This window comes from Shewanella sp. CG12_big_fil_rev_8_21_14_0_65_47_15, assembly GCF_002783505.1.
In the GTDB taxonomy this organism is placed as follows: Bacteria; Pseudomonadota; Gammaproteobacteria; order Enterobacterales; family Shewanellaceae; genus Shewanella.
The window spans coordinates 96,546-112,195 of sequence record NZ_PFGL01000021.1 but is presented as its reverse complement, the minus strand read 5'-3'; the positions used below and the strand labels follow the sequence as shown (position 1 = coordinate 112,195).

The 15,650-nt window shown below is 47.7% G+C and carries 16 protein-coding genes and 1 riboswitch; of the genes, 1 reads left to right on the top strand and 15 read right to left on the bottom strand.

The window, feature by feature from the left end; genetic code table 11:
* The first annotated feature begins 902 nt into the window (after positions 1-902).
* A complete protein-coding gene (locus COW15_RS06575) occupies positions 903-1,436 on the top strand; it encodes a hypothetical protein (protein ID WP_293631103.1) in 534 nt (177 codons plus the stop codon).
* Between the two features lie 222 nt (positions 1,437-1,658).
* Here COW15_RS06575 and COW15_RS06570 read toward each other — a convergent pair whose 3' ends face one another.
* The 15 genes from COW15_RS06570 to COW15_RS06500 all read right to left on the bottom strand — a co-directional run bounded on the left by COW15_RS06570 (position 1,659) and on the right by COW15_RS06500 (position 15,643).
* Entirely contained in the window at positions 1,659-1,880 is a 222-nt protein-coding gene (locus tag COW15_RS06570; protein ID WP_293631102.1) for a hypothetical protein, read from the bottom strand.
* A gap of 313 nt (positions 1,881-2,193) precedes the next feature.
* Complete coding sequence (locus COW15_RS06565; RefSeq protein WP_293631101.1) at positions 2,194-2,577, bottom strand: MAPEG family protein; 384 nt, start codon at positions 2,575-2,577, stop codon at positions 2,194-2,196.
* 103 nt (positions 2,578-2,680) lie between these two features.
* Positions 2,681-3,076, bottom strand: a complete 396-nt coding sequence (locus COW15_RS06560) for a GNAT family N-acetyltransferase (protein WP_293631100.1) — start codon at positions 3,074-3,076, stop codon at positions 2,681-2,683.
* A gap of 29 nt (positions 3,077-3,105) precedes the next feature.
* The gene (locus COW15_RS06555) at positions 3,106-3,627 is read right to left on the bottom strand and encodes an ATP-binding protein (RefSeq protein WP_293631099.1); all 522 of its coding nucleotides are present in this window, start codon (positions 3,625-3,627) and stop codon (positions 3,106-3,108) included.
* Positions 3,628-3,664: 37 nt separating this feature from the next.
* Positions 3,665-4,492 carry a cobalamin-binding protein gene (locus COW15_RS06550; RefSeq protein WP_293631098.1) on the bottom strand — a complete coding sequence of 276 codons (828 nt, stop codon included), beginning with the start codon at positions 4,490-4,492 and terminating at the stop codon, positions 3,665-3,667.
* Positions 4,493-4,508: 16 nt separating this feature from the next.
* Positions 4,509-5,546: a DUF2235 domain-containing protein gene (locus COW15_RS06545; RefSeq protein WP_293631097.1), complete on the bottom strand. Its 1,038-nt coding sequence runs from the start codon at positions 5,544-5,546 to the stop codon at positions 4,509-4,511.
* A 173-nt stretch (positions 5,547-5,719) separates the two neighbouring features.
* Positions 5,720-6,610, bottom strand: a complete 891-nt coding sequence (locus COW15_RS06540; protein ID WP_293631096.1) for an SIR2 family protein — start codon at positions 6,608-6,610, stop codon at positions 5,720-5,722.
* An 836-nt stretch (positions 6,611-7,446) separates the two neighbouring features.
* Entirely contained in the window at positions 7,447-8,070 is a 624-nt protein-coding gene (gene cobO / locus COW15_RS06535; protein WP_293631095.1) for a cob(I)yrinic acid a,c-diamide adenosyltransferase, read from the bottom strand.
* Between the two features lie 15 nt (positions 8,071-8,085).
* Complete coding sequence (locus COW15_RS06530) at positions 8,086-9,618, bottom strand: cobyric acid synthase (RefSeq protein ID WP_293631105.1); 1,533 nt, start codon at positions 9,616-9,618, stop codon at positions 8,086-8,088.
* 184 nt (positions 9,619-9,802) lie between these two features.
* Positions 9,803-10,411 carry a bifunctional adenosylcobinamide kinase/adenosylcobinamide-phosphate guanylyltransferase gene (gene cobU, locus COW15_RS06525; protein ID WP_293631094.1) on the bottom strand — a complete coding sequence of 203 codons (609 nt, stop codon included), beginning with the start codon at positions 10,409-10,411 and terminating at the stop codon, positions 9,803-9,805.
* Positions 10,408-11,196: an adenosylcobinamide-GDP ribazoletransferase gene (locus COW15_RS06520; RefSeq protein ID WP_293631093.1), complete on the bottom strand. Its 789-nt coding sequence runs from the start codon at positions 11,194-11,196 to the stop codon at positions 10,408-10,410. Before COW15_RS06520 ends, cobU begins: the two co-directional genes overlap by 4 nt.
* A 96-nt stretch (positions 11,197-11,292) precedes the next feature.
* Entirely contained in the window at positions 11,293-12,345 is a 1,053-nt protein-coding gene (gene cobT / locus COW15_RS06515; protein ID WP_293631092.1) for a nicotinate-nucleotide--dimethylbenzimidazole phosphoribosyltransferase, read from the bottom strand.
* A gap of 78 nt (positions 12,346-12,423) precedes the next feature.
* Positions 12,424-13,572: an iron ABC transporter permease gene (locus COW15_RS06510; protein ID WP_293631091.1), complete on the bottom strand. Its 1,149-nt coding sequence runs from the start codon at positions 13,570-13,572 to the stop codon at positions 12,424-12,426.
* On the bottom strand, positions 13,569-14,450 hold the full coding sequence (locus COW15_RS06505) for an ABC transporter ATP-binding protein (RefSeq protein ID WP_293631090.1): 882 nt from the start codon (positions 14,448-14,450) through the stop codon (positions 13,569-13,571). The genes COW15_RS06510 and COW15_RS06505 overlap by 4 nt, the downstream gene beginning before the upstream one ends.
* Positions 14,451-14,552: 102 nt before the next feature.
* Positions 14,553-14,738, bottom strand: a riboswitch (cobalamin riboswitch).
* 170 nt (positions 14,739-14,908) lie between these two features.
* Positions 14,909-15,643: a histidine phosphatase family protein gene (locus COW15_RS06500; protein ID WP_293631089.1), complete on the bottom strand. Its 735-nt coding sequence runs from the start codon at positions 15,641-15,643 to the stop codon at positions 14,909-14,911.
* Between the last annotated feature and the right edge of the window lie 7 nt (positions 15,644-15,650).

The following is a 15,650-nucleotide window of genomic DNA, read 5'->3' as shown; positions in this document are numbered from 1 at the left end:
TTATTGGATCAATATAATGGCTACTATAACTCGCCTACCGTTGGCGATTATGCTCTAGGTTCAAATACCAAATTATCAATGAGGTAGAAGAATAAAAATTGCGGACAGGCATAACTTTTATGCCTTAATCATTGACCATTAACACCAGAGTTTAAGGAATACACCATCCCTTGCGAAGTTGCTAAAGGGCGTTGAAGAAAATAACGTGAGCTTGGCATGGATGCTGAGTTAGCTTTCGGATTCTTTATTTAATTAATAGGGGATGTACCATCGGAAGCGTTAGCTATTTTCGAATAAGCACGAAGCCACTAATCAATGCATGTAACTTCGCTAGGGACGCCGGGGGATATCCAAAAGGGGAACAAGCGTTTTTCCTCTTTTGGTCGGGTGTGGGGTGAAGCCCCACGACTTTGATTTTTATATTTGAAATACATCAACTTATTCCAGTTTCAATAAAGCGGATTAAAGCAAAAGAGCGGACAGCCATAAATTTTAAATAAAAATCTGCTATCAAAAATACACAGGGAGTAACCAAATTAAGCACAATCATAGAAGTGATCGTTGGTGGCATGGCCGCTTTTTCACATCCTGTGATCGCGACATTAGTACGTCTTATACAGCAGATGCCACGTTCGAGCATCCAGGAAAAAAAAAAGCTCAGACATCCCATTTTTGGTAAGAATGGCTATCAGAAATCCACAGAGATTAACCCAATTAAGCACTATCATGGATAGCGACCGTCCGAGGCTTAGCTGCCCTTAAGCTCTTTCCCCCTCAGCGACCAAATTTTTATCGACATTAGCCTAAAACGACTAAACTGATTGCACGAGTTTGATATTTAGATCCGTCGAATGGCTTAATTTCGCTTTTTATAATCAGCCTTTAATACCCAGGAGCGCATAATGAAACACTTTTTATCCTTCGCCGTTATCGCTGCAGTCACTATCAGCCCAATTTGCTACGGTGCTCAGTACGTTTTCCCTGCACAAGGACAAACACCAGAAACACAAAAAGCAGATGAAGAAGCTTGTATTGCTTGGGCAATAGCACAAACAGGGTACGATCCCGCTGCGGCGACAGCGGCGGCGCCAGCAACCCCAGCACCCGTAGCCACTGAATCAACAGCAACAGCAACAACAACAGCAACAACCGAAAAACAAAGGGGGGGAGCGCTTAAGGGAGCCGCCATCGCCTCAGGTGCCGCGGCAATTACGGATAATGATAAGAGTGATGCCGCCGCTGCGGGGGCCGTCGTTGGACTGGTAGGACAAAGATCGAGTAATCGCCGCGCCGAGAAAAATGCGGCTGCAACCAAGACCGAACAGCCACAAACTGCCCCAGCTCCAGCTCCTGCCGCAGCCCCAACGGCCTCCGCCGCCGAATTTGAAAAGGCCAACGCAGCCTGCTTAACAGGCAAAGGCTATACGGTACAATAATGCGGCCACTATTGTTCCCATTGAATTGGGCATAGGTTCCCTTAAGGTAGACAAGCCTATGCCTTTTTAAATGCTATGCCTTTTTAAACAAAAGTAACGTTAACTGTGCCACCGTCCTAAAGCTCCAGCTCCTAAAGAACGACCACGAAATCACTTAGTCTCTTGAAATCACTCAGTCTCTTGAAATCACTCAGTCTCTTTAAGACGGGAGAGCGATAGGACTCAGTTAACACATGTCTTTGTTATGTTGCAATCTGCAACATTTATCTTTGCTTGCTGGGCATACTGCTCGCTGGCAGCTTTGGCTTTTCGCTCTTCAACCTTATGCTCCACGGTCGCAATAAATGACTTATCAATTGTTTCAACACCAAAGTAAGCGGAAACATCTTGGTAAATAAACCAAGATGCAGCAGCAACTACACCGAAGATCAGCGGACGTAACATGATTTCTAAACCTCAAAAAGTGTATCAACAGCCTGACTATAACTGAGGTTTTTAGTAAAGAAAACTGTCAATTTACTGGCTTAAAATCGTCAAATAATCAACTAATTTCAATAGGATAGAATAAATCAAAATCCTTATATATCATCACTTTAGTAGTTTCAAAACGAATCAATGCTCAAAACGCCAAAAATCAATACGAAAGACGTTAAAAGCCACCATATTTGACGGAGTTTAGTGAACGCCAATAAATTATGCTTAGCTTAAGTAACGTCAGAATATCGGCGATAAAATCATCAGTTTGATTTTTTGACGTTTAAAATGCCCGGAAGAAAATCCCAAAGGCGCTGAAGATGGCGACAAACCATGCAAGGGATCTTAAGGTGCCCTTATTGGCAAGGTACAAAATGTGATACACAAAACGGGCCGCGACATGGGTGATCGCAAGCCACTCGACGGTGGGATCCACTTTGCCCGTCGCGATAACCACTAATACCGCAATGCCGAATACCAACAGCGACTCGAAGGCATTCTGATGTCCCGCTAAGGCGCGGGCACCAAACCCGGTTAACTGTGCCTGCTGGGCGCGGGGATGGTTATTGTCATAACCGCCCGCCTTTGCCATTGCCCAAGCGACGGGGCCTTTGGCGAGATAGGGTAATAACATGGCGATAAATAAGCAAATAAGTAAGGTATTCATAGATTAAGCTTCCTTTGATTGTTGTTCGAGTTCTGCTGTTTAAGTTCGACTGCTGCGAGTGCTGCTACGGGAACTTGAGTTAAAAATGTATTGGTTAGCGGCGTTATTTCACCATATACATGCCTTCACTTGCGGGACGACTGAATTTAAAGCCAAATTTTTCATAGAGTTCAGGTACATCGGCCATCAAGGTAATATACGCGCCTTCAAAAGCCTCACGATCTAGATAAGCCATAATGTGCTGCATAATCAGCCGCCCCAAACCTTTGCCTTGGTGCTCGGGATCGACCGCGATATCGACAATTTCAAAGTTCAGCGCACCGTCTCCAACCACACGCCCCATACCCACAGTTCGCTCGGCGAGCTTTATCTGCACGCCATATAAACTCCTAGGCAAGGCTTTAATGGCGCCCGCCAATGGTCGAGGGCTTAACCCCGAAATCTGTCGTAAACGGATAAAATCATTTGCGGAGGCAACGTCTTCAAGCACTTGATACATGATATTCCCTATTGTTTTTATTCAGTCACTTAGCTTTCTATCACTTCAAGATCAAAGCCTTCAGCCATAGTCGGCGGCTGAAAATAACCGCTCACATGCCAAAACATCGCCTCGGTATCGAACATGGCGCGCTCAGGGTGGCTCTGTCTGCGCTTATCGAGTTGGCTCAAACAAAGCGCATCGCTGTGGTTAAGGTAAATAAGTTTATGAGCGGCGCCACTATCGGTAAAAATGCTTCGAAACCACAGGCGTTGATTAACAGTATTAGCAGGAAAGTCCATCACCACAGACACACCCGAACAGAGTAGTTCCTGCACATGCTTTTTAAGCAAAGGTTTAAGGCGAGCTGAATAGCTCAGGTAAGCATCAAAATCGTTAATCTCATCGGGATATAGCGCCGCCAACCATTCGTCTTCAGAGATTAAAATGCAGTTTTCGGCCTCGGCAAGTTGTCGCGATAGCGTTGATTTACCTGCGCCCATTTTGCCACACACGAATACTAATGACCCCATATCACTCACCGTCACTTCCACATTGGTTTGCGCAGACATCTTGTCCCCTTAATCCTAGTCCTATAACAATTGCTGATTAACGCGCCTTATCCAAGGCATCACATAGGGCTTGAACACCGAGTAAGGCTCTGGGGGTCGCGCGGTGCAATAGATCGGCATTAATTTGAAAGATCTGTTGTTTTTTAACCGCAGGGATCTCGGGCCATTGGCTCCAATCAATTCCCTTCACATTACCTTCCTCTTGGCTTTGCAAAATCACCTCGGGCATTGTCAGTAACACATTTTCTAGACTCACCTGCGGATAATCACTATCGGCAGCATAAAACACATTTTGCCCATGGCACACATCGATAATCTGCTGGATCCAACTGTTTTTAGAGACTGTCATCAAAGGTGTCGACCAGAGTTGGTAAAATACTTTAGGCTCAGTTTTTTTAGCATTTTCAAGGCGTAATGCCATAAGCTGTGCGCGATATGCTGCGGCCGCTTTACTCGCCTCTTCCATATGTCCCGTTAATTGGCCTAACTCCTCAAGCTCCTTGGCAACTCCTTCTAAGGTTTTAGGATCGCTCCCATAAAGCGTAAAGCCCAGCGTCTTCAATTGCTGAATATCTTCGGCCTTATTGCCAGAATCCCACACCACAATAAGATCGGGATTAAGCTCTAACACTCGCTCCATTTGAATACCGTAATAACCGCCAATACGGGGAATGTTCTTAGCAGCTTCGGGATAATCGGCAAAATCGGTGGTGGCAACTATCGCCTCCCCTGCGCCTATGGCATAGAGCATTTCAACCGCATGGGGCGAGAGGGCAATAATGCGTTTAGCTGGCTGGGCCAACACAGTAGTCGAACACAACAGAGATAGCCCGAAAAATAGCCCAATAACGCCTTGTTTATACATATCATTCCTTAAGTAGTTAATTGATTAGCTCAGTCGGCCAGTCATAGCGATCAAGATAAGCTTGCAGATTTTTGGGCCGATATTGAGGGTCCTGCTCCCAACGATCTTTTACCGAGCGATGCAATAATATTGGCGCCTTACTGGGGTCGAGCGGACGTAAATAAGCCTGCTTTATTCGATAAAAATTACGCCGTGAATCATGTAGAGTCGCCAAAGGATTGGGACGCAAGCTCGCCTGTAAATGGGTCTCAAGGCCCAAATTGAATCGCTGCGCCTCGGCGATCATCCACCCGAGCGCATTATCCGACAACAAGGAACCGTCCCTGTCGGGTTTATAGCTACCGCCAATATTGCTATGGGCCCCCGCAAACCATACTTGCTGCATATCCATATTGTCGCGCAGTTGCCAAATCGTGGGTTCAAAGTCGCTGCGATGCTCATCTATCGCCAAAGCATGGCGAGCAATGCGTACATTACGGCCGATTTTAGTGTCGTAAAACTCGTCTTTATCTTCAAATAACCCGAGGAAGGAAATCGGGATCCCCATGGCGCCAACCGTGTCCCACACGCCAACAAACTTAATCTCCCGCGATTCATGACTGTATTGGGCTCTAAATGCGAGGGATTTCTCACCGTCTGGGGCAAAGGGAGCGCTGCTTTTTTTATAATGGTCAAAGGCTTGCTGGATAAGCCGAGCATCGGGACGTTTAAGGATGCCGCAGTTATTGATAAGGCCACACAAACAGCGCACTGTGTAGGCGCCGCGGCTAAAGCCGAAGAGATAAATCTCATCGCCGGGTGAGTAGTTTTGCACTAGATAGCGGTAACCGTCCATGATGTTTTTATGCAGTCCACGCCCCGTCGCGCCGCCGATCACTTCATCGTAATAGGAGCCGACACCCCAATCGTAAAACACTTGCTGAGGTTTGCCATCTGCCGCAATCGGGCTAATGGCCCTCGCCAGACGCAGCACATTGGTGGGGAAATCGACCTTAAGATCTTTCTCGGGCCGATTCCAAGTGCCATCGGCACAGATCACAATACGTTTATTCATCGCATCATCCTTGAGGCCCCTATGCCCAATCTCGATGGTAAAAAGCTGTCGGTACAGACGTTAAAGGATTTTATAAATAATCTCTTTTTGGTATAGCTTAAAGAAATGACACAAAAATTTGAACACTACCAAAAAGGTGACAGTTTTACGGAGTCCGTTTGAGCGCCTTATATTTATGCTGCTGATTCCCTTTTAGGCTTACTCTGTATTTTACTTATAGATGATTTATACATACCAATGTAGTCATTATTTATTACATCTGTAATTACAACCTCAACATTAAAAGACTTTAAAAGTCCCATTTTCTCTTCATCCATTTGGTTAGTGTAAAAGTATATCTTATTGGAAACAAATCCATCTGCAGCAAAGCGAGCTCGCTTATTAAGTACCCACCAAAGATCGGTTTCACTATAGTCTAAAGAGAGACCAACAATATGGACATTGCTAGAAAAAAACAGGTCAATCCATGAGGTTAAACAATAGGATTGAGATTTTAGTTTTTCTTGCATAGAAGCTACGTCGACGATTTTACTTTCCACAGTGTGTTTATAAGTGCCCTTAACGTAAGAGTCGATCTTGCTTACGGAACCACAATAATGATCCAAGCCTAACATTATTGACTTAGGGTGCTCTATTTCACCGTGAATATTCCATAGATATTTATTACCACTGCTAGTTGAATACTTCCTCTTTCTTCGGGTGCTATATACTTCTTCTGTACTCAATCTTTCAGGGGAAGAACTTAACGTTTTCTCAAAAGCATAGTCATAATTTGTAGTTAAATAATGCTCTACATCCAATGAGGCTAGTAATTCAAATACTTCATTTGAACCTTGAGAATGCATTGCTTCAGCTATCTGGTTTTTGATTTTGAGTTCATCAGCCTTTTGACTCTCAATAGCCACATGCTGTTGCATGAAAATGCGCTCATAAACCATAGTGTTTGGTAGGTTACCATTATCAAAAACATTTGAGCCTTTTATGGTATCTAACAAATCCTCCCAACTAACAGGATTATGAGAAACACGATTTATTCCATTACCAAAAAGTACAGTATTATTCATTAGGTTCCTTCATAAATATAACGTCTTAGTATTTATGCGCTGTTTGCAGGGCATAAATCACTTGTTCACTAAATCTCAAATATGGCCGCTGCCACATCCGTGTAAATGGGTATGAATGATGCTATAGGAATTTGTTTTTTTGCGGTAGCGGTTTTTTATACAGTTTGATGGGTAATCACTTGATATCGTTTTAGCTTTCTCATTTTTGCGCTTATTTTTTCTGATGAATCGCTATCTAACGACTCAAAACTCCAAGGAATACACCTCCCCTCGGAGTTGCCGCAGGGCGAATAGAGCTCTTGATTTAATAAAGAGTGCGTGAGTTCGGTCATGGATGACCGACTAGCTTTCGCAGGTGCAGGGGCGAATGAAAATCGGTGATTTTCGTGCTTATGGGCGAGAGGCTGGGACTGCCGAACTGGGGAGCTTTACATGGATGTAAAGCGCATCCTTCGAAAGCGATAGCAAATTTGGCAATGAGCACAAGGGGCTTTCAACTCCGTTAGGGGCGTCTTGGAGCATCCAAGGGCGAAGGCCTACGGCCGCTTTGAGCGCGAGATATGGATATCGAGCTGGCTATTTAACATGGACGTTTTTGATAGGACGAGCAGTCCTCCTTGGTCGGGTGTGGGGTGAAGCCCCACGACTTTGATTTTGATTAAAGCATTCAAAATACGAAACACACTTTGGGGCAATAGCTTTCTAGCTAAACGAACAGCGAAAGGGCTAGTTAGGATTGTCATTGTTGCAACAGGACGGCATGGCCGCCCTTTTATATCAGCCCCATATGGATATGGGGAATGTCACTTTATGGTTATAACGATAAAACATTGATTTTAATAATCAAATCCAGGCTGCGCCTTTATTCCTGCCTCAAAGGCATGTTTTATGGGGTTGACCTCGCTGACGGTATCGGCAAGCTCGATTATCGCACGGTGGCAGGCGCGGCCAGTGATAATCACATGCTGCATGGGCGGGCGATTTTTAAGTGCGTTAAGTACCCGCTCTACATCCAAGTAATGGTAACTCACCATATAGGTCAGCTCATCGAGCATAAGACAATCGATAGACTCATCCTGCAGCAGTTTTTCGGCGGCTTCCCACGCCACTAAGGCGGCTGCGGTATCTTTTTCTTTATCTTGGGTTTCCCAGGTGAATCCGGTGCCCATCACATGAAATTCGACTCCAGCACCTTCGAGCAGATTACGCTCACCGCACTCCCAAGTACCTTTAATAAACTGCACCACAGCGGCTTTTTTGCCATGGCCAACGGCGCGGGCAACAGTGCCAAAACCTGAAGTCGACTTGCCTTTGCCATTGCCCGTTAAGACTAACAGAATGCCTTTTTCATCCTGGGCGGCGGCAATTTTAGCATCCACACTCGCTTTCACTTTCTGCTGGCGAGCCCTGTGGCGTTCGGCCTTTAATTGCGCCTGGTCATTATCGTTTGTTGTTGTCATGGTCTGATGTTCATCCTACGGCTTAACTGATGCGGTTAAGATTGTCTGTAATTGTGGTAAGTCTAAGTGTTCGGCTAATACATCGGCCAAACGATCCAGTTGTTGTTCTCGTATCTGATTGATATCGATTGCTTTAGCATCGTTTAATCCCGCCCATTGCAGAAGCAACTGGCAGGCATCAGGGCTATCGAATAGTCCATGCAAATAGGTGCCTAACACTTGTCCGTCCTCACTTAAACAGCCATCGGCAAAAGGCATATCCACCCGTTCGTCAAGGCAGTTCTCACTTCTCAACCATAATGGGGCTGGTCTGTCGGCGATACTTGAGCCTAGATACTGGGACTCACCACAGTGGATCTCATAACCTTTTACTGTAACTGTCTGCCCTAGCAGTTTCAGATCACCTGCGACGCTACGTAACTGTTTTTCCGCCTTAAATTCGGTGGTAATGGGTAAATATTCCAATCCTTGACTAGTGCCTAAGACGTCTTCAATCCCTAAGGGATCGGCAATGGTTTCGCCCAGCATTTGATAACCACCGCAAATCCCCAGCACTTTACCGCCATAGCGCAAATGCTTGGCAAGCTGCTGATCCCAACCCTGCTCGCGCAAAAAGGCCAAATCGGCTCGTACATTTTTACTGCCGGGCAGGATCAATAAATCGGCGGCAATATCTTGCGTCTGAGCTAACGTCTGAGTCTGCAGTGACACATAGTCAAAATCAATATCGGGATGCAGCCTAAGCGGATCAAAATCCGTATGATTGCTGGTGCGTGGATATACTAATACCCGCACCTTAAAGCGACTCTTCGACTGCTTATTGGGCGAATCTATCAGCGCATCTTCGGCATCTAAATGCAGATCATGCAGGTAAGGCAGTACACCTAATACCGGCTTTTGGGTATAGGCTTCGAGCCAGTCGAGCCCTGATTGCAACAGGCTAATATCGCCCCGAAAACGATTGATCACAAAGCCCTTTACCCGCGCCTGTTCCGACTCGGATAACAGCGCTAAGGTGCCCACCAAATGGGCAAATACGCCGCCTTTATCGATATCGGCAATGATGATCACAGGGCAATCCACCGCTTCGGCAAACCCCATATTGGCAATATCACCTTCACGCAGATTAATTTCAGCCGGGCTGCCCGCGCCTTCGACCACTATGGTGTGGTATTGAGTTCGTAAGCGCGCGAAGGACTCCAGCACAGCGCCGAGTGCCATGGCTTTGTAATCTTTAGATTGAGGTCCAAAAAAGGCCGAGGCTTCGAGCGTCGTTAACGCTTTACCCTGCACAATAATCTGCGCGCCCGTATCTGAGCTAGGCTTAAGCAGAATAGGATTAAAATCCGTATGGGGCGCAAGATAACAGGCCGCAGCTTGCAGCGCCTGTGCTCGGCCAATCTCGCCGCCATCGATTGTCACTGCGCTATTGAGTGCCATATTTTGCGGCTTAAAGGGCGCCACCTTAATCCCCTCACGGGCGAGTAAACGACAAATCCCCGCCACCAGCGTGCTTTTACCCGCATCCGAGGTTGTGCCCTGCACCATTAATACCTTGGCGCCTTGGGGCAGTGTTTGAGGCAAGGTCGACGTTGACGCTTTATCGGTTGCCGTGGGATCGGGCGCTTTGTTTGAATGCATGGGCAAGCACATCGCTCAATAGAGGAAAATACGATAAACGGATCATCTTTTAATACGAACTAAACGCTAAAGCGGCACAGGATAAAATCTACTAACTCGATTTAAGCACCAGCGGTAAACCCGCCACCACTAAGGTCACATTGTCCGCTACCGCCGCAACGGCTTGATTGAGCCACCCCGCCTCGTCGACAAATTGGCGACTGAGTTCCCCTAAGGGCACAATGCCAGAGCCAACTTCATTACTGATTAAAATCACCACACCTTCAAGGGTATTTAATCCATCGACAAAGGCGTTTTTTTCCTGGCGCCAATGGGCTAAGGCATCGCGTTTTGAGACTGATGTTGCAAAATCGACGGCAAAATCCGCTTCGGTCGAGGCTGGTTCGTCCTCGGAACTGGCGGCGAGTAATTGATTGGTTAACCAAAGTGTTAAGCAATCCACCAGAATCACGCGACCCGGTTTAGCTAAACCTGTTAGCTGGGCGGTTAATGCCAAGGGCTCTTCGATGAGTTGCCAGTCGATATCATCCTTGGCGCGTCCATCCTGATGCAAATGAATGCGGCTAGCCATTTCGGCATCCAATGCCTGCGCTGTCGCCACATAGCAGGCATCGAATCCTAAGGTCGTATACTGGCGCACTAAGGCTTCACCGTAACGGCTCTTGCCGCTACGGGCGCCGCCTAGCACTAAATGGATCACAGTATGCTACCCACAACCAGCAGCACGAAATAACACACTATTTCAGATATTTGCTGCGCTGCACCTAGGGTATCCCCCGTATAACCGCCAATCTGGCGTCTAAAAATAACCACAAATAATCGACGCAAACCTATCATCACTAATAATAGGGACAGTGCGGCTAAGCCCTTGAGGAAAAGCAACACCAACACACCGCTGGCAACTAGGATAAATAACTCATTAATGCCTTGATGTTGCGATAATGGCTTAGACTTGCTGGTCTCATCGTCACGCACATATTTTTCGGTAAAGATAATACTCGCGGCGACCACGCGGCTCACAGTGTGAGCGACAATCATCGCCGACCCAGCGACCACTGGGTCATAGAGTGCTAATTCTACTAATAATTGCCACTTGAGCATCAGGACTAACATCAAGGCCAAAGCACCATAACTACCAAGGCGCGAGTCCTTCATAATCCGCAGCTTGTCTTCCGCCGTCCAACCGCCACCGAAACCATCGAAGGTGTCGGCTAAGCCATCCTCGTGAAATCCGCCGGTAAGCAAAACGCCGGTCACCATGGCGAGGAGCACAGACACCCCGGCGGGCAACCAGTTTTGCGTCAGCCAAAATACAATGGCACTCAACAGTCCTACCAGCAAACCCACTAAACCAAAGTAACGGCTGGCTTTATTGAGTTTGTCGGCATCGACTTCGACCCATTTGGGCATAGGAATGCGGGTAAAATAGCCCATGGCAACTAAAAACAAATCTATCTCTTTGTGCCAGCTTTCGCGTTCTGACATAAAGCATCCTTAGTGAATTAACACTTGCTGCAAGGTTTAAGGTTAAAACGGTTGGCTAAAAGTTATTATTTTAAATAAGCAACTTAGCAGCGCACATCATACAACAGCCTCAATACCTGCATCACTAAAACTCGCCATTTGATTGTAAAAATTTACTGCGGCTTGGATCAGCGGCAATGCCAAGGCGGCCCCAGTCCCCTCACCTAATCTCAGACCAAGGGATAACAAAGGCTTAGCCTGTAAATAGGCTAACATACGCTGATGCCCTTGCTCCTCGGACTGATGGGCAAAAATCAAATAATCACGTACTTTGGGGTCAATTTGCACTGCGACTAATGCCGCGGCTGTGGCGATAAAACCGTCCACAACCACCAGCATATTACGTTCGGCGGCGGCCAACATGGCCCCGGTCATCTGCACTATTTCAAAGCCACCGAGGCAGGCGAGCACTTGTTTGGGTCCTGTCAGCGCGCTTTGATGCAATAGCAGCGCGAGTTCGACCAGAATCAATTTACGCGCTAAGGTTTCGCTATTAATGCCCGTACCACGGCCAACGCAAGCGGCCACATCGAGTTGCATGACTGCCGCCATAATGGCAGAGGCAGCAGAAGTGTTACCTATGCCCATCTCGCCAAAGGCGACCAAATTACAGCCCCCTTGGTGGTGGCGTTCGATTAACTGCCGCGCCATGGCAAAGCCCTTATCTACGGTTTCAAGCGCCATAGCGGGCTCTAAGTGAATGGCGCCTGTCCCAGCACCAAGGCGCTGATCGATAATGCCTTCAACACCTTCAACCGGCGTTAACATACCGCAGTCAATCACTTCGAGCGTAAACCCCAGCTGACGGCAGAACACATTGATCGCCGCGCCGCCGTGGGCAAAGTTTTGCACCATTTGGCGGGTCACTTCGCTAGGCGCAATCGACACCCCTTCTGCGGCAATACCATGATCGCCCGCAAATACCAACATGGTCGGTTTTACTATCTGCAATTGCTGCGGCCCTTGTATGCGGGCAATTTGCAATGCTAAGGATTCGAGCTGGCCGAGGGCGCCGGGCGGCTTAGTCTTAAGGTCTATTTTCTGTTGAATTATCTGATCTTGTACTTTGCTCACAGGGCTTATTTGAAACGAAACGGCTGATTGAGACATTCACACTCCACTTGCCAATCCAAATTGAATCACTACGACGCATCCCACGCCGATTTTCCATACGTCTTAAGCATTAAATTAACTGGTCACTTTTCGCCGACGCAGAATAAGCAAAAAGAAAAAACTGCCTATCGCGGCGGTGATAATGCCCACGGGTAACTCTTGATTACCGAGCACACAACGGGCGAGTACATCTATCCACACCATAAATAATCCCCCCACCAAGGCGGTTAACACTATGGGCTGGCGGCCGGGGAATAATAAGCGCACCGAGTGGGGGATCATCAATCCGACAAAGCCAATCCCGCCACAGGTAGCGACTAAAATCGCCGTAATTAAAGAGCAAAGTAACAGCATATTGAGTCGCAATTTGGGCACATTCACCCCTAAGGTATGGGCGGTTTCATCCCCGGCCTGCAATGCCATGATCTGCCGTTTCATGCCTAAAATGATCAGCAGACTCGCACCGACCACTAAGGTCGGTAAAATCAACAGCGGCCAACTGGCCTTAGCAAAACTGCCTAAGCTCCAAAACAGCACCGATGCCGTAGCCTGTGGGCTAGCAAAATACAGCAGCAAACTGGTTAAAGCGCCAAACATAAAAGAGGTCGCCACACCGGAAAGCAACATGCGCTCCACTTGGCTGTTGAGCCCAAGCCCCGACAAGGCAAGCACAATCAGCACAGATAAACTGGCGCCAATAAAGGCGCCAAAGGGCAAGCTAAACCACAGTAAACCTGCAAATACCCCAGAACCACTGAAGATCCCCGTATTGACAACAACCCCGACACTCCCAAATAAACCAGATCCTGTGAAGAGAGTGAGCATCACGACAGCGCCAAAGGAGGCGCCCGAACTAATACCGAATAAATAGGGATCGGCCAGTGGATTGCGGGTCACGGTTTGCAGCACACTCCCCGCCAGAGACAACCCCGCCCCCGCCACAAAGGCGAGTAAAATTCGTGGCAGCCTGAGTTCCATCACAATGCGCTCTGTGATGCCATTCACATTCGTTGGATTAAGAGTGCCAAAGCTCTGGGGTAACTTAGTGATAAACACATGCAATACATCTAAAAAACCAATAGTCGCCGCCCCAAAACTCGCCGCGGCGATTGGCGTTAATATCCCTAGGACCACGAATCCTAGGATCAACCATTGCTGTTGTGTTAACGGTGTCAAAATGCGATTAACCATACTGCCGAGCATATGTGTCATTGCGTGCTTCATTTATCCCCCTCAAGTCCGCAGGGGTAAAGTTCGGGTGTTTGCGCCCCGTCTAAGGTCTGCTTCGTTTGATAACCATAAAAGTAACTAATCAAAGGATTGCCATGTTGTGGATGGCTCGATACCTGAGCACAGACACCGAATACATCGGCGATACGGGCCTCGGTTAACACTTCGGTCGGTGTACCCATGGCACTCACTGAACCCTTATCGAGCAATAGCAAACGGTCACACAGGGCGCTGGCTAAATTGAGATCGTGGATTGACGCTAACACGCTAATACCAAGACTCCTGACTAATTCGAGGATTTGGATCTGATAACGCACATCGAGATGATTGGTGGGCTCATCTAAAATCAGTAACTGTGGCTGCTGGACTATGGCGCGGGCGATAAGGGCACGCTGTTTTTCGCCGCCGGACAAACGCTCATACTGTTGGTGCAGTTTTTGGCTTAGTCCCACCTTTTCCAGTGCCTTAACGATCTTTTGCCTGTCATCGCTAGAATTGGTGTCGAACATGCCCTTATGGGGCGTTAATCCCATCGCCACCAATTGCTCGGTCGTCATATCAAAATAATGGGGAGTATCCTGCTGTACAACGGCAACTTTGCAGGCGAACGCCTTGGGCGATAGTTGCTCAATATTTTGATTAAAAAGACTAATACTGCCATGGGTTGGGCGTACAAAGCGGTAAATACAACGCAGCAGACTCGACTTGCCCGCACCGTTAGGGCCAATAAGCCCCAGCATCTGGCCGGTTTGCAAAGCAAAACTAATATCCGCAAGAATGGTTTTCCCCTCGATAACCCAGCTCAAATCGCTCACCTTGAGCGCGGTATCCGGGATAGAGGTTTTCGTTGGCTGTAATGGGGATGGCTTCACTGAGACACAACCCCCACGTAAAAACAAACCTTTGCCCAAAAGGCCAATATAGTCATCGTATTCTGCTCCCTCGAGTTACCCGCTCGAGAACTAAGGCTGCATGCAGCGATAACAGCAATAGGCAGGTCTCCTGACTTGTAGGGGAAGAAGGGGCTAGGTTCTAGGTTCTTCTTTTACTACTCACAGTTGCGGGTACAGTTCGGGCTGGCTGACGGGCAGCGCCCCGATTCCCTATTATGTATGGGTTGATATGCTCGGGTTTTCACGACTGATCGCAGTAGCAAAATATCCAAGAGTACATTCCCAACACCTATTGCTGCGATGTTTCCGCTTAAGCAGGAACATCAAGAAAATGCATTATCCTATATCTAGCGGGTAAGGCAATGCCGTTTAAATGATAAAACGCTGATATTAATTGGGTTAACAAATAAACCAGCACAGACAAGGGATTTCCCGCATCAAGTGCACATTGACTTGGCACTAGGCCAGTCTAAACGCCAATAACGCTCACCGAGTGCATCTTCGAGCACATTGATGCCCACCACAGCGGCCTCTGGCAGTGTCAACTGGCTATAAAAACCTGGCACCTGCACCGCCCCAAGCGCCCTTGCCATTAAATGACGGAGCACACCGCCATGGCTAATGACCCAAATCGTGGTGACTTGTGTAGTATTAGCGTCGACGGTTAATGTTTTGCTTAACTCAGCAGGGGGGGCTTGATAGTGCTGTGGCATTCCAGCAAAGGCTTGATCCAAAATCCCCTCGATGGTGGCATTTATCCGCTGCTCAAAACTCGCCATTGATTCCCCTCGGGGTGGCGGTGCGAGCCATGGATTTTGCCAATAGGCCGCCAGCAATTCGCCTTCTTGTCGATATAGTTCCTCGAGTGTGCGCCCATCCCAATCGCCAAAATCGAGTTCCTGCAAGCTATCGAGCAGGGTGACAACCAAGGGGTTAGATACATGCGGATTTTGCCCCTTCTCACTCAATGAATCCGCAAACGCCTTAGCAAATTCGGCGCAGCGCCTCGAGGTGGAGCTATAAATCCCATGGAAAATCCCCGGCCGCGCCTCTATGGCCGCCGACATTTGCCGCCAACCCTTCTCGCTCAGGGGCACATCAACGCGGCCGCGAAGAATCGCTCCGCCCTCGCATTCCCCGTGGCGTAACAGTAATAAGCGAACTTGTTTCATATTTGAC